This window comes from Paenibacillus sp. FSL W8-0194 (assembly GCF_037969745.1).
Lineage (GTDB): Bacteria > Bacillota > Bacilli > Paenibacillales > Paenibacillaceae > Paenibacillus_AQ > Paenibacillus_AQ cookii.
The window spans coordinates 480,297-496,689 of the sequence record NZ_CP150205.1 but is presented as its reverse complement, the minus strand read 5'-3'; the positions used below and the strand labels follow the sequence as shown (position 1 = coordinate 496,689).

Here is a 16,393-nt window from a genome sequence, read left to right as displayed (position 1 = left end):
CCCTCCATCAATTAAAATATTTTACTTTTTTCATCATTTCGCCCTCATTGGCTCTTACGCGGATAAAATTTGGCGATCATGCAGCGTTATGGTATACTTGTGGCATATTATCTTGGTAAATAAAGTTTCTTAATGAATCATTTATCTTTATCGATTATTTATCTTAACTGATTAAGATAAATTCATAATAACTTGGAGGTTAGATAATGTCAAGAGATCATTCCCATCTTTTTTCAGACCTTACTCCGCTGCAACAGGATCTGGTTTACGAATTACGCCAAAACAGCGCGCGGGCGGTGATGCTGCACCAACTCGTTTCCGAAAAATTGGGGTTGAATGCAACCGACCACAAGTGCCTGGATTTTTTGAATCGCACCGGACCCGTTACCGCCGGTCAGCTGGCTGAATTAACCGGACTAACCACAGGCGCTGTGACCAACGTGATCGACCGATTGGAGCAGGCCGGTTATGTCGTTAGGGATAAGGACCCGAAAGATCGGCGGCGCGTAGTAGTCAAACCTGCCGAAGGCAGCTCGTCCCGAATCTCTCCCCAGTTCGAGTCGATCATGCAGTCGACGCTTCAGATCCTTTCGCGGTACGATGAGGAACAAACGCGTTTGATCCTTGAATTCATCCGGCTATGCAATGACATGACGTTGGCTGAAATGGAAAAAATGAAGAATCAACCTTAAAAGCGCCGCCCGTACTGTACAGCAAAAACCCTTAAGCTTTCCCAAAAAAACGGGATGCTTAAGGGTTTTCATTCGTTGAGGTTTATCAACCTCATGAGCCGATATTTCGAATATGACCGCTGCTTTCAGATATCTTTTGGTACATGACAACGATCCGCAATTCCCATATGACGCTTTTGCCATGGGTCCGTCTTTTCAGGTAAAATAAGTGTAGAGGATCGGAGCATGCATCCGGTCGCAAGGCACATCAAAAAAAGCAGATATAGGAGAACCGACCATTGAAAGAAGAATCGAATCATCAGCTTGCAGTGGGCTCTGTCACCCTGAAGGATTTGGAAAAGCTTGATATCGAGAACAATTTGCTGAACCAATTCAATGAATGGAAAAGGCTTCCGATGCTTTATAAGCTTGCCCTGGAGGAGCTCCAAAATAAGATCAAACTTATCAAGACCGAGCTGAAGCTTCAAGACGGCTACAGCCCGATCGAACATATCAAGGTCCGGATCAAGGAACCCAAAAGCATTATCAATAAACTGGAGCGCAAGGGCATCGAGTTTACGCTGGACAATATTTTGAACCATATTCACGATATTGCCGGCATGCGGATCGTGTGCGCTTTCGTGCAGGACATTTACCGTCTGCTCGATCATTTTTCGCATCGGGACGATATTCGCATCATCGAAATCAAGGATTACATCGCCAATCCAAAACCTAACGGTTACCAGAGCCTGCATGTCATCGTCGAGGTCCCGCTCATTTTGTTCGAAGGCACGCGCTGGATGAAGGTCGAAATTCAAATGCGGACGTTAGCGATGGATTTCTGGGCCAGCATGGAACATATCATCTTTTACAAATACGATAAACAGGTTCCGCGCCACGTCGTGACCGAATTGAAGGAAGCGGCCGTGGCCGCGGATAAGCTGGATCATCAAATGCTTCGCTTGCGCGACGAAATCCTGGCGTCGGCCGGGGAGTATTACCCGCAGGAATTGCAGGAAGTCCAGGAGGAGTAGGGCAGAAATTTCCCGTGTGCTCCATGAACGACAGCGGGACGACAAGTCATCGTTGCACAAAAAAAGGACGGATCAGGCTAACATGCCTGTCCGTCCTTTATCTTTGTCCAAGGAAGCGATACCTTCTATTCCCTTGCCTACAGCTTGATATTCGCCTCGTCGAAATACTCCTCCAGCGTCAGGCCGCTTTTCGCCACGTCTTCCGCCAAGTCCACGCCGATGTAGCGGATATGCCACGGCTCGTACACATACCCCGTAATGTCCTCGCGGCCTTTAGGATACCGGATCACGAAGCCGTATTCCGGCGCATGCTCGGCAAGCCACTTGCCTTCCGGCGAGTCGCCGAACGTTTCCTCCAGCTCATTGTTGACGCTCGGGCTGGATACGTCGATCGTCAGGCCGGTCTGATGCTCGCTCGTTCCCGGCACCGCGCTTACGCGGGAAGCATATTCTTCGCCTTTGGTCCGTACGTTGTTTTCGTAAATGGATTTTTGACGCTTGTACGAGCGGTACCCCGAGACCGCCCGAAGCTCGATGCCGTCCTCTTTCGCGCCCGCAAACAGCTTTTCGAGGGCCTCAGCCGCCTCTTTGCGCATATGCCGTTTCTCGTGCGGCCCGTCGAAGGAAAACGGCACGTTCGGCTCCACGAGGTCGGACGGTTCGTATCCTTCCGGCAGGCTCCGCTGCTTGTTGACGATGACCGTCATCGCCTCCGGATTCGTGACCACTTCTTTTCCGTCCTCTTCCTTGATCGTCGCCTGCAGCGAGCTTTCGCTGCGTTTTTGCATGACCGGATCCGCCGGAACCTGATTTTCCTGTTCGCTGCTTCCCGCCCCTTTCAGGGCTTGTCCCTGCTCGCTGCCGGAACCGCCCGTCTTCTCGCAGCCGCTCAGCACGGCCGTCGGAAGCACAAGCGCGGTTACCAGCAGGCACGTCCATAATCCCTTTTTCCATGTTTGCATGCTCATGTCCATTCTCCTAACTCTGCCTCGCCAGTCATTTATGTCCATTGTACTTGATTCTTGGAGTTGCGGCAAAACAAGTCGAATTTTGGGAATAAGCGCATCGCGCATGGAACGTCACGGATCGTCACGGGACCGTTCGGCAGCCCCAAAAGCAGACTGCGGAACCCTTCAGCGGGTCATGGAGCCGGATTGTTTATTTTGTCCGCGCGTTCCCGCGCTTTATCGGCTGCATCGGACGCGATTTGGCGAATGATCTGCTGCACGTTCTTCACCCGGGGCAGCAGCGCCGCCCAATCGTCGACCTCGAATTCGTCAACCGGCTCCGTCCGCAATGAAACAGCCACGTCGCGAAACCCCGCTCCCGGCTCATGCAGTTTACCCTGCTCCGCAGCCTCGGCCAGCCATTCTCCCGCCAGCGGACCGCCTTTTCCTTTTTCCTCAAGTTTGCCCAAGGCATCACCGTCCGAGGATTCGGCGGCCGGAGGCACCCGCTCGGCCCAATCCCGGAAGACGGCGTTCAGCAGCTGGTCCCTCGGCAGCCCCAGCAGCGCCAAACGGAGCAGCGGCTCCGCCCGAAACTTTCGCTCCGCTTCTTCCAAAACCAGCCGGATATGATCGCAGCCATCCTGCCCGCATGCGCATGTTGCCTGGTCCAAATCCGGCGCATACTGCGACATGACGTCCTCCTCGAGCCATAAAGGCATTTGCCCTTTCAGCAAAGCATGCAGTTCAAGCGGATGTCCGGCAAGCTCCCTGAGAATGTCCGCGGTTTCCTCCGCGGCAAAAGGAGCCGCCGGTATATGGGCCTCCCAGGGCGCACCTTGCCTGATCTCCTTGACCGGCGCCGCTGTGGCATGAATCCAGCCGGGGACAATGCTCAGCTCGAACGTATCCATGTAATTCGTCATCGTACCCCTCCCGGTCTGCTGTGTTCTTACTTCTTGAAGGTTACATCCAATCTTCTCCCTGAAGCGTAATCAGTTCCCTGAGCTCGCTGTCGGACATTTCCGTCAGCCACGTTTCCCCGGAGCCGACGACCTGCTCGGACAACGCCTTTTTATGTTCGATCAGCTCGTCGATCCGCTCTTCCAGCGTTCCTTGGCAGATCAGCTTGTGGACCTGGACGTTTTTCTGCTGGCCGATGCGGAATACGCGGTCCGTCGCCTGGTTCTCCACCGCCGGGTTCCACCACCGGTCGTAATGCAGCACATGGTTCGCCCGGGTCAGGTTCAAGCCGACTCCCCCCGCTTTCAGCGAAAGCACGAAAAACGGCGAACCCTTCCCGTTCTGGAACGCGCTGACCATCTGGTCCCGTTCCTGCTTGGAGACGCCCCCGTGCAAAAAGAACGGTTTGACGCCGTACCGCTGCTCCAGGCGCGCCACGATCAGATGCCCCATCGCCACGTATTGCGTAAAAATCAAAGCGGCTTCCCCCGATTCCTGAATCTGGTCAAGCAGCTCGCAGAGCCGCTCCATTTTGCCGGAGGATTCGCCCTTGGACCCTTTTTCTTCCCTGCCGAGCAGCTGCGGCGAATCGCAAATCTGCTTCAGCTTGGTCAGCGAGGACAACACGAGCCCTTTGCGGGCAATGCCGGTTTCGTTCCCGATTTGCTCCATCACCTGCTCGACGACGGCCTGGTACATGGCACCCTGAACCGGCGTGAGCGCGCAATACGACTTGATTTCCAGCTTCTCCGGCAAATCCTTGCGGATATCCGGGTCGCTTTTGAGGCGCCGCAGCATAAAGGGAGCGACCAGCTTATGAAGCTCCTGCAGTTTTTCCGTCCCTGCATCGCTGGCCGTATAACGCTGCCGGAACGATGTCGCGGTGCCGAGGTATCCCGGATTCAAAAAGTGAAAAATCGACCAAAGCTCGCCCAGGCGGTTCTCCACCGGCGTTCCCGTCATCGCGATGCGGTGGGGGGCCGACAGCTTCATCACGCTCTGCGCCTGTTTGGTGCGGTGGTTTTTAATGTATTGGGCTTCATCCAACACGACGGACGTCCAGGCCATGGCGGCCAGGTCTGCTCCGTCCCTTCCCGCCAAGTGGTACGTGGTCAACACCAGGTCATGTTTGCCGGCTTCCTGCAAAAACTGTTCGCCGTGCAGCCGGCGGTTGCCGTGGTGGATATACAGGTTCAAATCCGGGGCAAACCGCTGCAGCTCGCGCTGCCAGTTGCCGAGCAGCGACGTCGGGCATACGATCAGGACCGGATTCATGCCCTTCCGGTGCTGTTCCAGCAGGCAAGTAATGACCTGAATCGTTTTGCCCAAACCCATGTCATCCGCCAGGCAGACGCCGAAGCCCATGTCCCTCATGGCGGACAGCCATTGAAATCCCCGCTCCTGATACGGGCGCAGCACGCCGTGCAGCGATGCCGGCACCGGTCTGACCGGCACTTTGCGCGGGCCGTCTTCGCCCAGCAGCGACTCAAGGTACCCGGCCGTTTCAAGCCCGAGCACCGGAATGCCTTTCCAGAACCGCTCCCCGCCTTCTTCCGCCGATAAATGAAGCCATTCCGAAAGGTCCATTTCGCCTTCGTCATGTTTTTTCAAATAGCGGAGAACCTGGCGGATTTCCTTCAAATCCAGCTCGATCCATTCCCCGCGGAATTTGACGTAAGGCAAGGAAGCTTCGGCCAGCTCGGCCAGCTCCTCGCGCGACAGCGTTAGCCCGTCAAGCGCCGCCTCCACGCGGAAGGAGACCAGCTGCTCCATGCCGACCACGGGGAGGCCCGGTTTATGGTCGTCGGTTTGCATTTTTAAAGACAACCCGACCCGCCGCCGGCCCTTCCGGCTCCATTTGGACGGCATCTGCACGGCCATTCCCGCCTTGTTCAGCCGCGGAACCGAATGCCTTACGAACGCCACCATTTCTTCGCTCGACAGCTCCAACCCCTGGGGCGCAGGCACGGTAAGCGCCGCGGCGATTTCAGGGGAGAGTTCGGCCGCTTCCCCCAGCAGGGTCAGCATTTGCTCCTGCACGTTCATATAGGTTTTCCCGCGCCGCTCAATGTCGCGTTCCTTGTATCCCCAGATCGCCGCGGCCGGCAGCCAGGCGCCGAATTCGTCCTGAAATTCCGCCCAAAAGGTTACCTTCCAGCGCTCCTGCTCCTCCGTATGGTTCGGAGCAAGGCGAAATCCGAGCCGCAGCCGGCCGGACCTGGAACGCTCCTCGTCCTGCGGGCCTTCGGGAACCGAAGTAAACCCCGCGGCCGCCACGTCCTCGGCCAAACCCGTGATCTCTTCCGTCGTTCCCTGAACGGAAATCGTCCGGCTCGCCGTCAGCAGGCTGTTCCACCAAAGCTCGGCCAGCGGCGACGTTCCGCGCCGGTAGTCGGCCTGATACCGCGACAGCTTGCCTTCCTGCGCCCGCACGATCTCCTGCACGCTGGCATGGATCATCGCGCTGAGAAACGAATGCAGCACCGCTGCCCCCGCCTCATGTTTCGTCATCGGCTCGCTTCCAAGAAGCGCGGGCACGCCAAGCCCGACCGGCGGCATGGCGCCGGCAAGCTGCCTGAAACGCTCCACGTCATGCGGCTCGCGCAGCCTTGGCTTCCAGCTGCCCGTCAGCGCAAGCACGCCCGCGCGCCGCCGGGTGCCTCCCGCGGATACCTCGGCCGTTCCCGGCGCGATTTGGCCGCGAATCAGCAGCTCCAGCGCAAAACGCGCAGCCTTGGCCCAATAGCCCATCTCCGCTCCCGGCCGAAGGCCGAGGCGCGAGCAGGCGGCTTCATCCAAAGCGAGCAGCATGTGAAAGGCATCGGCCGGCGAAAGGGCCAGCCCCTCCAGCGTTCTGCCCATCAGCTGCCGCTTTTCGCCGCGCCGGGCCGTTCGCTGGCCGGCGGACGGCGAAGGGTACCGAAGCTCCGCCAGCCGGAGAACCGCCTGCTTAAACGGCTTCGACCCGTCCGGAAGCTGGAGCGATCTGACGACCTTGCTCCACGCGTCTACCTTCGGTTCGGACATTTCTCCCGAAAAACAAAAAAACACGTCTCCTAGCCATACGCCATATAGCGGTTGATTCATGGTTGTCTCCTGTCGTTTCCGTGATTAAACATAATATCTTCATCTTATACGAAAACCGCCGAATTTAAAAACCTCAATCGTTATTTTTCGGCACATGACGAAGTTTTGTTCGGGAGCGGCGGCGCGCGGGACTCTGCCTCTGCAAACGGCTTCGAACGCAAAGGGGGAAACGGTTTCGCCTAAAAAAACAAGCCTGTTTTTCCCCGGGATTCCGGTTCAAAACAGGCTTGGCTCATGCGTTAATTTGCGGCTGTGATCATCCAGCTTGCTCCGGACGGCCGGTCCGCCGCCTGGATGATCAGGCTGCCTTCTCCGTCCACATGCCAGCCTTCGGCTCCTTCGCCGAGCTGCTCGGCCGTAATGGCATCCAGCCCCTGCACCCCGCTCGGAGCGAATTCCGGACGGCAAAGCTTAAACCGCAGCAGGCTCCGGTTCGCCTCGTATTGTCGATGCGCATAGGCATACGACAGCTTGAGGCCTCCCTCTTGGCCTTCAAGGCGTACATTCAAACGGGAGTAGGTTTGATCGCGGTAATCGTAGGTGGCGCCGTCATCCTCGTAAAGGCTGTACTCCGCCTGGAATCCGCTTTGGGCTTCCGCGCCGTAGATATGGAACGTCAGGTTCCCGTTCGTCTGGTCGTCCGCATGCTGCGCAAGCGCGCCCTCGGGCACGATCGCCCCGGATTTGACGTACATCGGCATCGTATCCAGCGGGCAGGCGGCCAGAATATGCCGTCCCCCTTCGAGCTTTTCGCCCGTCCAATAATCGAACCATCGGCCTTCCGGCAAATAAACGGCGCGGTGATCCGTATCGGGGCGATAAACCGGCGCGATCAGCACGGCATCGCCGAGCAGGAATTGGTCGCATAGGTTGGTCACGTTCGGGTCATTCGGATATTCCAGCACAAGCGGGCGGATCACCGGCAGGCCTGTGGCCGCCGCTTCCTGGAAGAGGTTGTAGATATGCGGCAGCCAGCGGTAGCGAAGACCGATGTACTTCCGGATGATCTCCTCCGTCTCCGCGCCGAACGCCCAAGGCTCCTGTCGCAGCGTATCGATTGCGGAATGGTTGCGGAAATACGGGAAAAACGCGCCCATTTGCGTCCACCGCACAAGCAGCTGTCCCGACGTATGGTGGGCAAAGCCGCCGATATCGGGACCGGCGAAAGGCAAACCCGACAGGCCCATGTTCAGCACCATCGGCATCGCCAGCGCCATATGCTCCCAGAAGCTGCGGTTGTCTCCCGTCCATACCGCCGCGTAACGCTGAATGCCGGCATACCCCGCGCGGGTCAGCACGAACGGGCGGCGGTTGTCCAGCTGCCGCTTCAGCCCCTCCGCCGTCGCCTTGGACATCAGCAGCCCGTAAAGGTTATGCAGCTCCTCATGCGTCTTCAAATGGCCGTTGTTCCGGTGCATGACGTCCAGGTCCATCGTTTTGCTCTCATTGAACACGGCCGGTTCGTTCATGTCGTTCCAGATGCCTTCGATTCCGTTCTCCGTGTAAAAGGAATGAAGATCCCCCCACCACTTCGACGTCCGGTCATCGGTGAAATCCGGGAACGCGCTTGTTCCGGGCCATACCTCGTCGAAATAAATGTCGCCTTCGAGCTTGGTGCAAAAATGCCCCTGCTGCACGCCTTCCCTGTACACGTCGTATTTCGGATCCTTTTTGACGCCCGGATCGACGATCGGCACGATGCGGATGCCCATGCCGCGCAGCTCCTTGATCATCGCTTCCGGATCGGGGAAACGCAGCGGATCGAACGTAAACACCCGGTACCCGTCCATATAATGGATATCCAAATAAATGACGTCGCACGGTATGTTTTTTTCGCGGAAGGTGCGCGCGAGCTCCAATACCTCCTCCTGATCCATGTAGCTGTAACGGGATTGATGGTACCCGAGCGCCCATTTCGGCGGCAGCTCGATGCGTCCGGTCAGCGCCGTATAGCGCGTGACCACGTCCTTCACAGACGGCCCCGCGATGAAGTAGAGATCATAATCCCCGGTGCTGCAGCCCATCGTAAACGCTTCGGCATGCGTTCTCATATCCACCTCGGTCCGGCCCGGGTTATCCAAGAAGAGGCCGCAGCTCGTTCCCCCGGCCATGTGGATCACGAACGGGATCGATTGGTACAGCGCCTCGATTTCCGGCACATGGGGCGCATAAACGTCGGTGTTCCAGTTCGTGTAACGCTCGCCGCGTTTGTCGAGGAAGCTGGATTTCTCTCCGAGGCCGTAAAAATGCGAGTCCTGCGGCATGTCATATACCGCGTGCACGCCGCTCCGCGGTTGGCACACAAGGCGGGTCTGCCGGCAGAGAACCTTCCCTTCCTTGTCGCGGACCGTGAACGCAAACGTGGTTTTGTCGATTTCAAGCGCGATCAGGGAAGTACGAAGGATCACCCGGTCGCCGGTTTCCTCCAGCCCGATCTCGCTTTCGCTTTTTTGCCTGAACGCCGGGTCGATCGCCACCGTCGACGACAAGTCCGGTTCTCCCTGCCAAAAAAATTTGATCCGGAATATTCCGTCCGCCGGGAACAATACCGCCGCTCCGCCGCGTTCGGCCCGCAAAACAAACGCATCCCCGCGCCGCTCCAGCTTTTGGAACGCACCCAAGTATCTTCCTGTTTCCGTGTGACCCGCCTCCGTGTATTTGTCCGGGCGGATTGCTTCGCTTCCTTCCATGTCTCTCGCTCCTTCTTCTTGGTGCACATGATGCCGATTCCTTGCGTTTTCCGTAGTTGTGACGCCTTTGTACGGATGTCCGGGATGGAAAGAGGCTCCTTTCGAATGTTCAAAGGGAGCCTCCTCTTATCGGCCGATGCCGCTTCGTTCTTTTTATTTTTTCAGGTTATCCCATGTTTTTTGGAAATCCGCCAGCAGCTGGTCTTTGTCCGATTTGCCTGCAATATAGCTTTGCATGCTCGAACCGAATTCATTCCAAGCGCCTTCAGGGAATCGGGCGAACTGCCAGCTGAGCACTTTGTTTTCTTTGCTGTATTTCAGGATTTCCGCGCCCAGCGCGCCGAGATCCTGTTCCGTCGCGTCGATGCTCTTGAACGCCGGGATGAACTTGAATTCCTTCGTGATGTAGTTTTTGCCTTGATCGGACGTCACGAGCCAGTTCAAAAATTCCTTCGCGTCGTCTTTAACTTTGGAGTTTTTGTTGACGACCCAGTTGTTCGGCACGCCGACGAGCAGCTTGTCGTTTTCTTCCGCGTTATCGCTGATCGGCATCGGCAGGAGTCCGATGTTCATGTTCGGCGTAATGCCGTCGATTTGCACCTGCGTCCAGTTGCCCTGCTGCGTCATCGCGGCCTGGCCGTTTGCGAACATGGTCATTTCCGTGTTGTAGTCGGTCGTCAGCGGGTTTTTGTTGCCGTATTTCAGCGTCAGGTCAAACAGCTTCATCAGCCCGTCCATCTGCGGGTTGCCCGCGAATTTTTCCGTACCCTTGTTCAGGCCTTCGATATAAGCGCCGGGGTCCTTCTGATGGGAAAACGCTACGTTCAGCGTATGTTGTCCCAAAATCCAGCCCTCCTGGTAGCCGTTGACGAACGGCGTGATGCCGGCATCCTGCAGCTTTTTGGCGGCTGCGTCCAGCTCCGTCAGCGTTTTCGGCGTTTCGGTGATGCCCGCTTTTTTGAACAGGTCCTTGTTGTAGACGAAGCCGTAGCCCTCAAGGTTCATCGGCATGCCGTAAATTTTGCCGTCTTTCGTGATTTGGTCTTTGGACACGTCCACCATGTCGCTAACCCATTTTTCGCCCGACAGATCCTCAAGCTTGTCCGCCCAGGTGTTCAGATCCGTATACCCGCCGACGTTGAAAATGTCGGGTTCTTCGCCGGACGCGAATTTCGCTTTCAGGGCCGCGCCGTAGTCGGAACCGCCGCCGACCGTTTGGATATCCAGCTTGATGCCGGGATGGCTTGCCTCGTAATCGGCTTTTAGTTTATTGAGCGCTTCCGCGATTTCGACTTTGAACTGGAAAATATGAATCGTTTTGGTGCCGCCTTGCCCTTCGCTTCCGCCGTCGGCCGTTTTGTCCGTTTTCGAGCCGCAGCCCGCCAGAACAACGGAAAGCGCGAGCATCGAAGCAAGCGTGATTTTAGAACGTTTTTTCATGAATGAGTCCTCCCTTTTTGCGGTGTGAACCGAATCCTGCCATGTTTTTTATCTTTGTAATCGTTTACTTCTTCATTATAAAAACCGGCGTCGCCAATGAGCACTTACGATATTGATCAAACAGGGGGAGCGGATTGACCTGTGAAGCCCCGCCCCGTTTCATGCATTCATCAGCCCTTGACCGCGCCCTGCGTAATGCCCTCCACGATATATCTCTGCATCGCCAGGAAAAATATGATGACCGGCAAGATGCCGAGCACAAGCGCCGGCAGCGCCAAGTCCCACTGCTTCGTGAACTGCCCGAAAAACGCGAACGTCGCGATCGGTATCGTCCGCAGATCGGCGCTTTGCAGCACCAGGGACGGCAGCAGGTAATCGTTCCAGATCCACAGCGTATTTAAAATGATAACCGTAACGAACATCGGTTTCAAAAGCGGCAGCACGATCCGGAAGAAGGTGCCGTAGGTGTTGGTGCCGTCTACCCGCGCGGCCTCCTCGATCTCCAGCGGAATCGACTTGACGAACCCGTGGAACAGGAATACGCTAAGCGGCACGCCGAAACCGAGGTAGCTCACGATCAATCCCGGTATGCTGTTCATCAAGCTAAGCGAGCTCATCACTTTCACGAGCGGAATCATGATCGACTGGAACGGAATGACCATGGCCGCGACGAAAATGGCGAACAAAAACCGGTTGAAACGGCTGTTGTGGCGCACCATCCGGTATGCCGCCATCGCGCTGAACAACGCGAGCAGCACGTTGCTGAATACGGTGACGATCAGCGAGTTTTTGAAGGCCGACGGGAAATTCGTCATGTCCCACGCCTTGCTGTAGTTGTGCCATTCGAAGCTTTTCGGCCAGCTGGCGGCATTCGTGAGTAGATCGCCGAACGTTTTGACCGAATTCACGAACAGGAAGTAGAACGGAATCAGGAAGAGCAGCGCGATGACGACCATGACGATTTCGGTCGCAAGCGTTCCGAAGCGGTATTTTTTGGATACTTCCATCAGGATTCAACCTCCTTCGATTTCGTCAATTTCACCTGCAGGCTCGTAATGACCGCCACGACGACGAAGAATATGATCGCTTTGGCGGTGCCCAGCCCGTAACGGTTGTTCTGGAACGCCTCGTTGTAAATGTTCAGCGCCACGGATTCGGTCGAGCGGAACGGCCCGCCTTTCGTCAGCGACAGGTTCAGGTCGAACATTTTGAAGGACCAGGAGATCGCCAGGAACAAGCAGACGGTAACGGCCGGCATGACCAGCGGCATAATGACCGTTTTCAAAATTTGCAGCCTGCTGGCCCCGTCGATTTCCGCCGCTTCGATAATGTCCTTCGGAATATTGTTGATCGACGAAATGTAGATGACCATCAAATAACCCGCGGTTTGCCAAACGAACACGATCACGATGCCCCAAAACGCTGTCGTCGCGTCGCCGAGCCAAGGCAGGTTGAAGAAATGCCAGCCGGTGGCATCGCCCACCGCAGAGAACCCTTTGACGAAAATGAACTGCCAGATGAAACCCAGCAGCAGGCCGCCGATCACGTTCGGCATGAAAAAGACGGTGCGCAGCACGTTGCGCGTCTTCAGCGGCTTCGTCAGGAAATACGCCAGGAAAAATCCGAGCAGATTGGTTAAAATAATGCCGATCACCGTAAAGCGGACCGTAAACCAGAAAGCCTTCCCAAAGTCGGGATCTTTCGTTAATATTTGTTTGAAATTGTCGATGCCGACCCAGGTGACCTCGCCGGATACTCCATTCCAGCTCGTGAAGGAGTAATAGAGGCCCAGCAGGAACGGAATCACAATAATGACGGTAAAAAAGAGCGTGGACGGCCCCACGAACACCAGCTGCTGAAGCAGCCCGGACGTTTTTTTGCGATTCATCCCGATTCTCCCCTTTGCAAAAAATACTCTGACTGTCTGTAGGTTAAGTATGGAGGAATGCGTTTACAAAAAAAACGGAGGATCGTGAACCGTTAGGGGGAAAATATTGATATGCCGAAAAGAGGCCATTATTTGAACGAAAGGGACAAACCGATGAAGTTTCGCAGCATCCGCTCGCGGCTGATCCAGTTCATGCTGCTGGCGACGACGATACCGCTGCTGCTGTCCATCAGCATCACGTATATCCATACGAAGGAGACGATTAAGGAGCAGGCGCTGGAGGAAAACCGGCATTTGATTTTTCAGGGGAAAACGAATCTGAGCAATTATTTGGACAATATCAACAAGGCTTCGCTCGTCGTGTATAACGACGCCAATTTTTTGCGGAACCTGCGCAAAATTCCCGACGATTACCGCGCCGTGGCCGAGGTGTTTACGCTGCTGCAAAACATACAAAACACGGTGAGCGGCATCGAGCGGATCTACCTGCATGCTTCGCAGTCCAACCAATCGACGCTCGTGACGCCGGCCACCTTTCCGAAACGGGAGTTCCGTCCCGTGCCTTACGTCAGCACCGTGCCGTACGAAAGATTCACGACCGCCGTCGAGCCGACCCATAACAGCCATGATTATGGTTTTCCCCCGTCGCCGACCTCGTATACGAAGCGCCAGGTGTTCACCTTCCACCGGACGATCACCAACATCCCTTCGGAAAAGGTGCTGGGGGTGCTGGCCATCGACGTCAGGCTCGATTCGGTTGCAGCCATTTGCGAACAGCTGTTTAATAAAAAGAACGAGCAGTTGGTCATCGTCGACCAGGGCGGCAGCGTCATTTATTCCGGCAACGACGAGCAAATCGGCCAAAAGCTGCAGGATCAAGCCGTGCTTGACCATATCGGCCAAAACGTCACCGGCTATTTTGAAATGAACGGCGCGATGCATGTGTACGAAAAGATGCAAACGCCTTATACGGACTGGACGATTATCAAGCGAATCCCGAACGCGACGCTGTATGAGCGGGCCACCGAGCTCACGAAAATCAATACGGTCATCGCCGTCATCGCCCTGCTCGTGATCATCTTCGGCACGCTGTTCATTTCGGTGCGCATCACCGAGCCGATCAAACGTTTGACCAGCTACATGAACCGGATCCAATCCGGCCAGCTGAACGTCGATATCGATTGGAGCAGCCGCGACGAAACGGGCATCATGTTCGCCAGGTTCAGGCAGATGATGGATACGATCAACAACCTCATTTTGCGCGAATACAAGCTGGAATTGGCCAACAAAACCAATCAGCTCAAGGCGCTGCAGGCCCAGATCAATCCGCATTTCCTATACAACACGCTGCAGTCGATCGGCACGCTGGCGCTTCATCACAACGCGCCCCGGATTTATGCCCTGCTCTCATCCCTCGCGAAAATCATGCGCTACAGCATGAACAACAACGACGCGCTCGTCACGATTCAGGATGAAGCGGAACACGTGAAGCTGTATCTGGATTTGCAAAAGGAGAGGTTTGGCGATCAGCTGGAATTTTCGCTCCTTCTGGAGCCGGACACGCTGGGGGTGCAGGTGCCGAAAATGATTTTGCAGCCGCTCGTCGAGAACTTTTTCAAGCACGGGATGGACAATCCGGAAGGCGGGAAAGGAAAACTCGCCATCATAAGCCGGATGGAGCCGGAAGGCGTCCTCACGGTTACGATCGAAAATAACGGGGAGTCGATTCCGCCGGACGTGCTAAGCCGCCTCGCCGCCGGGCTCGAACGCCAGCAAAGCGGGACGCAGGCTGACGGAAACGGGGAGTATGGAATCGGGCTGCACAACGTCATGATGCGCCTTCAGCTGTACAACGAGCACGGATCGGCGCTGCACATCGAAAACATCGAGCCGCAAGGCGTCCGGATCACCGCCCGAATACACACCAAAGCGAAATATACGAAGGAGACGAACGAATGATGAAGGTTTTGATAGCGGATGACGAAAAGCACGTGAGGGATGCGATCAAAATGCTGGCCGATTGGGACGGGCATGGAGTGACGGGCATTCTTGAAGCATCCGACGGGCAAGCGGCCGTGGAGCTCATCGCGGAGGAATCCCCGCAAATCGTGATGACCGACATGCGCATGCCAAGGATGGACGGCACCAAACTGCTCGAATGGATCAAGGACAACCGCCCCGATGTCAAAACGATCGTCATCAGCGGATACGACGATTTCGAGCTGGTGCGGCACACGATCCGGAGCGGCGGCCTCGATTATATTTTGAAGCCGGTCGATCCGGATGCGCTGAACGAAGCATTGGAAAAAGCCGTGGAGGCCGTACGGAAAGAAGCGCTGCAGGACCGGCTCAGCACGCGCCAAAACATGGAGCTGAACCGGATGCGGCCGCATTACGCGGACAAGCTGCTGACCGACCTCATCGGCGGCCCCGGCGGCAAAGAGGAACTGGCCCGGCAGCTCCGGGACGAGTTCGGCCTGCCGGATTCCGCAGCCTCCTGCCGTGCCGCCGTCATCAGCACCGCCCAGCTCGATCACGAGGTGCTGGATAAATTCGGGCAGATGCCGGAGCTGCTGTACTTTACGCTGATCAATATCTGCAATGAAGTGCTGATGTCCGGACAAAAAGGCATCGCCTTTCACCATTTGGGACGCCCCGAGGAAATCGTCATGCTGCTATGGGACGAAACGATGCCGCATCAGGCCGTCCTTGAAAACATCCGGCAGGGAATCGACCTGACGCTGCGCCGGCAGGTGCATATCGGGGCCGGATCGTGCCTGCCTTTTCCGCAAGGGATAGCCGCTTCCTATCAGGAGGCCCGCCTGGCCCTGTGGCGGCGGAACGCGTTAAGCGGTTCCGGCTGGCTTCACGGCGACGCGCCGCAGCCCCCGAAACCGCTTCGTCTAAGCTCGCACGAAGAGAGCTTCCGGCTGGCCGCGCTCAGCGGCAGCGCGGAAAAAATCGGAGCCGCGGTGGACGCCTGGATGAGCCGGGTCGGGGAGCTCGGCGCGGTAACGCCGGAGCAGCTCGAGCAGTGGAATGCCGAATGGGACTGGATGCTGAAGCAGTGGATGGACCACAACGATAGCCCGTCCCAGGACGGACCCGAAAAGGACGCGCTGCTCGAACTCCCGCGGTCGCTTCCGCTCGACCCGCAGGGAAGGCTTTCCTTCCCGCTCTGGAAAGCCCAATACGAAGGCCGGCTGACGGCGGCCAGCCGGATTCTCACGCAGCGGCATTCCCGGGAAAACCACATCATTTACGACATCGCTTCGTATTTGGAGAACCATTATGCCGAGGATATCTCGCTGCAGGACATGGCCGCCCGCTTTTTCCTGAGCCGCGAATACATCTCCCGCCGCTTCAAGCAGGAATTCGGCGTGAACATATCGGATTTCCTTGCGGGCGTGCGCATCGAAAAAGCGAAGCTGCTGCTGCTGAACCCGCAGCTGCGCATCGCGCAGGTCGCCGAAATGGTCGGCTACCAGGACGAAAAATATTTCAGCAAGGTCTTCAAAAAGCAGGAAGGCCAAACCCCTAACGAGTACCGGAAGGAGCAGGCCGTGCGCTGAGGCTTCCCCCGCGTTCCGCTTGCTGATCGGCGAAAAAATAAGCGTCCCTCGGATCCATGACGGATCCCGGGACGCTTGTCTGTTTTTATGCTATCGCCATC

Annotated in this window: 11 protein-coding genes; 4 read left to right on the top strand and 7 right to left on the bottom strand. The window is 56.5% G+C overall.

What is annotated here, in order from left to right; genetic code table 11:
* The first annotated feature begins 206 nt into the window (after window positions 1-206).
* Entirely contained in the window at window positions 207-692 is a 486-nt protein-coding gene (locus MKY58_RS02115; protein WP_339323260.1) for a MarR family transcriptional regulator, read from the top strand.
* Window positions 693-970: 278 nt separating this feature from the next.
* Complete coding sequence (locus tag MKY58_RS02110; RefSeq protein ID WP_052146902.1) at window positions 971-1,705, top strand: GTP pyrophosphokinase family protein; 735 nt, start codon at window positions 971-973, stop codon at window positions 1,703-1,705.
* Between the two features lie 137 nt (window positions 1,706-1,842).
* Here MKY58_RS02110 and MKY58_RS02105 read toward each other — a convergent pair whose 3' ends face one another.
* From MKY58_RS02105 to MKY58_RS02075, 7 genes are all read right to left on the bottom strand, one after another.
* Window positions 1,843-2,673 carry a M15 family metallopeptidase gene (locus MKY58_RS02105; protein WP_036708743.1) on the bottom strand — a complete coding sequence of 277 codons (831 nt, stop codon included), beginning with the start codon at window positions 2,671-2,673 and terminating at the stop codon, window positions 1,843-1,845.
* Between the two features lie 173 nt (window positions 2,674-2,846).
* A complete protein-coding gene (locus MKY58_RS02100; RefSeq protein ID WP_339323259.1) occupies window positions 2,847-3,578 on the bottom strand; it encodes a hypothetical protein in 732 nt (243 codons plus the stop codon).
* Between the two features lie 40 nt (window positions 3,579-3,618).
* Window positions 3,619-6,702, bottom strand: a complete 3,084-nt coding sequence (locus MKY58_RS02095) for a DEAD/DEAH box helicase (RefSeq protein WP_339323258.1) — start codon at window positions 6,700-6,702, stop codon at window positions 3,619-3,621.
* Between the two features lie 239 nt (window positions 6,703-6,941).
* Window positions 6,942-9,392 carry a TIM-barrel domain-containing protein gene (locus MKY58_RS02090; RefSeq protein WP_339323257.1) on the bottom strand — a complete coding sequence of 817 codons (2,451 nt, stop codon included), beginning with the start codon at window positions 9,390-9,392 and terminating at the stop codon, window positions 6,942-6,944.
* Window positions 9,393-9,545: 153 nt separating this feature from the next.
* Window positions 9,546-10,832 (bottom strand): ABC transporter substrate-binding protein, encoded by a 1,287-nt coding sequence (locus tag MKY58_RS02085; protein WP_339323256.1) that lies wholly within the window; start codon window positions 10,830-10,832, stop codon window positions 9,546-9,548.
* 170 nt (window positions 10,833-11,002) lie between these two features.
* Window positions 11,003-11,839 carry a carbohydrate ABC transporter permease gene (locus tag MKY58_RS02080; RefSeq protein ID WP_339323255.1) on the bottom strand — a complete coding sequence of 279 codons (837 nt, stop codon included), beginning with the start codon at window positions 11,837-11,839 and terminating at the stop codon, window positions 11,003-11,005.
* Entirely contained in the window at window positions 11,839-12,720 is an 882-nt protein-coding gene (locus MKY58_RS02075; protein ID WP_339323254.1) for a sugar ABC transporter permease, read from the bottom strand. The genes MKY58_RS02080 and MKY58_RS02075 overlap by 1 nt, the downstream gene beginning before the upstream one ends.
* 153 nt (window positions 12,721-12,873) lie before the next feature.
* Between MKY58_RS02075 and MKY58_RS02070 the strand changes: the two genes are divergently transcribed.
* Both MKY58_RS02070 and MKY58_RS02065 read left to right on the top strand, forming a co-directional pair.
* Window positions 12,874-14,679: a sensor histidine kinase gene (locus MKY58_RS02070; protein WP_339325020.1), complete on the top strand. Its 1,806-nt coding sequence runs from the start codon at window positions 12,874-12,876 to the stop codon at window positions 14,677-14,679.
* Window positions 14,676-16,292 (top strand): response regulator, encoded by a 1,617-nt coding sequence (locus tag MKY58_RS02065; RefSeq protein ID WP_339323253.1) that lies wholly within the window; start codon window positions 14,676-14,678, stop codon window positions 16,290-16,292. The genes MKY58_RS02070 and MKY58_RS02065 overlap by 4 nt, the downstream gene beginning before the upstream one ends.
* Window positions 16,293-16,393: the final 101 nt, after the last annotated feature.

Bases quoted from the DNA above. Each gene is read 5' to 3' on its own strand.
- MKY58_RS02070 (WP_339325020.1), top strand. From the start codon at position 12,874: ATGAAGTTTCGCAGCATCCGCTCGCGGCTGATCCAGTTCATGCTGCTG.
- MKY58_RS02065 (WP_339323253.1), top strand. From the start codon at position 14,676: ATGATGAAGGTTTTGATAGCGGATGACGAAAAGCACGTGAGGGATGCG.
- MKY58_RS02075 (WP_339323254.1), bottom strand. From the start codon at position 12,720: ATGAATCGCAAAAAAACGTCCGGGCTGCTTCAGCAGCTGGTGTTCGTG.
- MKY58_RS02095 (WP_339323258.1), bottom strand. From the start codon at position 6,702: ATGAATCAACCGCTATATGGCGTATGGCTAGGAGACGTGTTTTTTTGT.
- MKY58_RS02090 (WP_339323257.1), bottom strand. From the start codon at position 9,392: ATGGAAGGAAGCGAAGCAATCCGCCCGGACAAATACACGGAGGCGGGT.
- MKY58_RS02085 (WP_339323256.1), bottom strand. From the start codon at position 10,832: ATGAAAAAACGTTCTAAAATCACGCTTGCTTCGATGCTCGCGCTTTCC.
- MKY58_RS02115 (WP_339323260.1), top strand. From the start codon at position 207: ATGTCAAGAGATCATTCCCATCTTTTTTCAGACCTTACTCCGCTGCAA.
- MKY58_RS02100 (WP_339323259.1), bottom strand. From the start codon at position 3,578: ATGACGAATTACATGGATACGTTCGAGCTGAGCATTGTCCCCGGCTGG.
- MKY58_RS02080 (WP_339323255.1), bottom strand. From the start codon at position 11,839: ATGGAAGTATCCAAAAAATACCGCTTCGGAACGCTTGCGACCGAAATC.
- MKY58_RS02105 (WP_036708743.1), bottom strand. From the start codon at position 2,673: ATGAGCATGCAAACATGGAAAAAGGGATTATGGACGTGCCTGCTGGTA.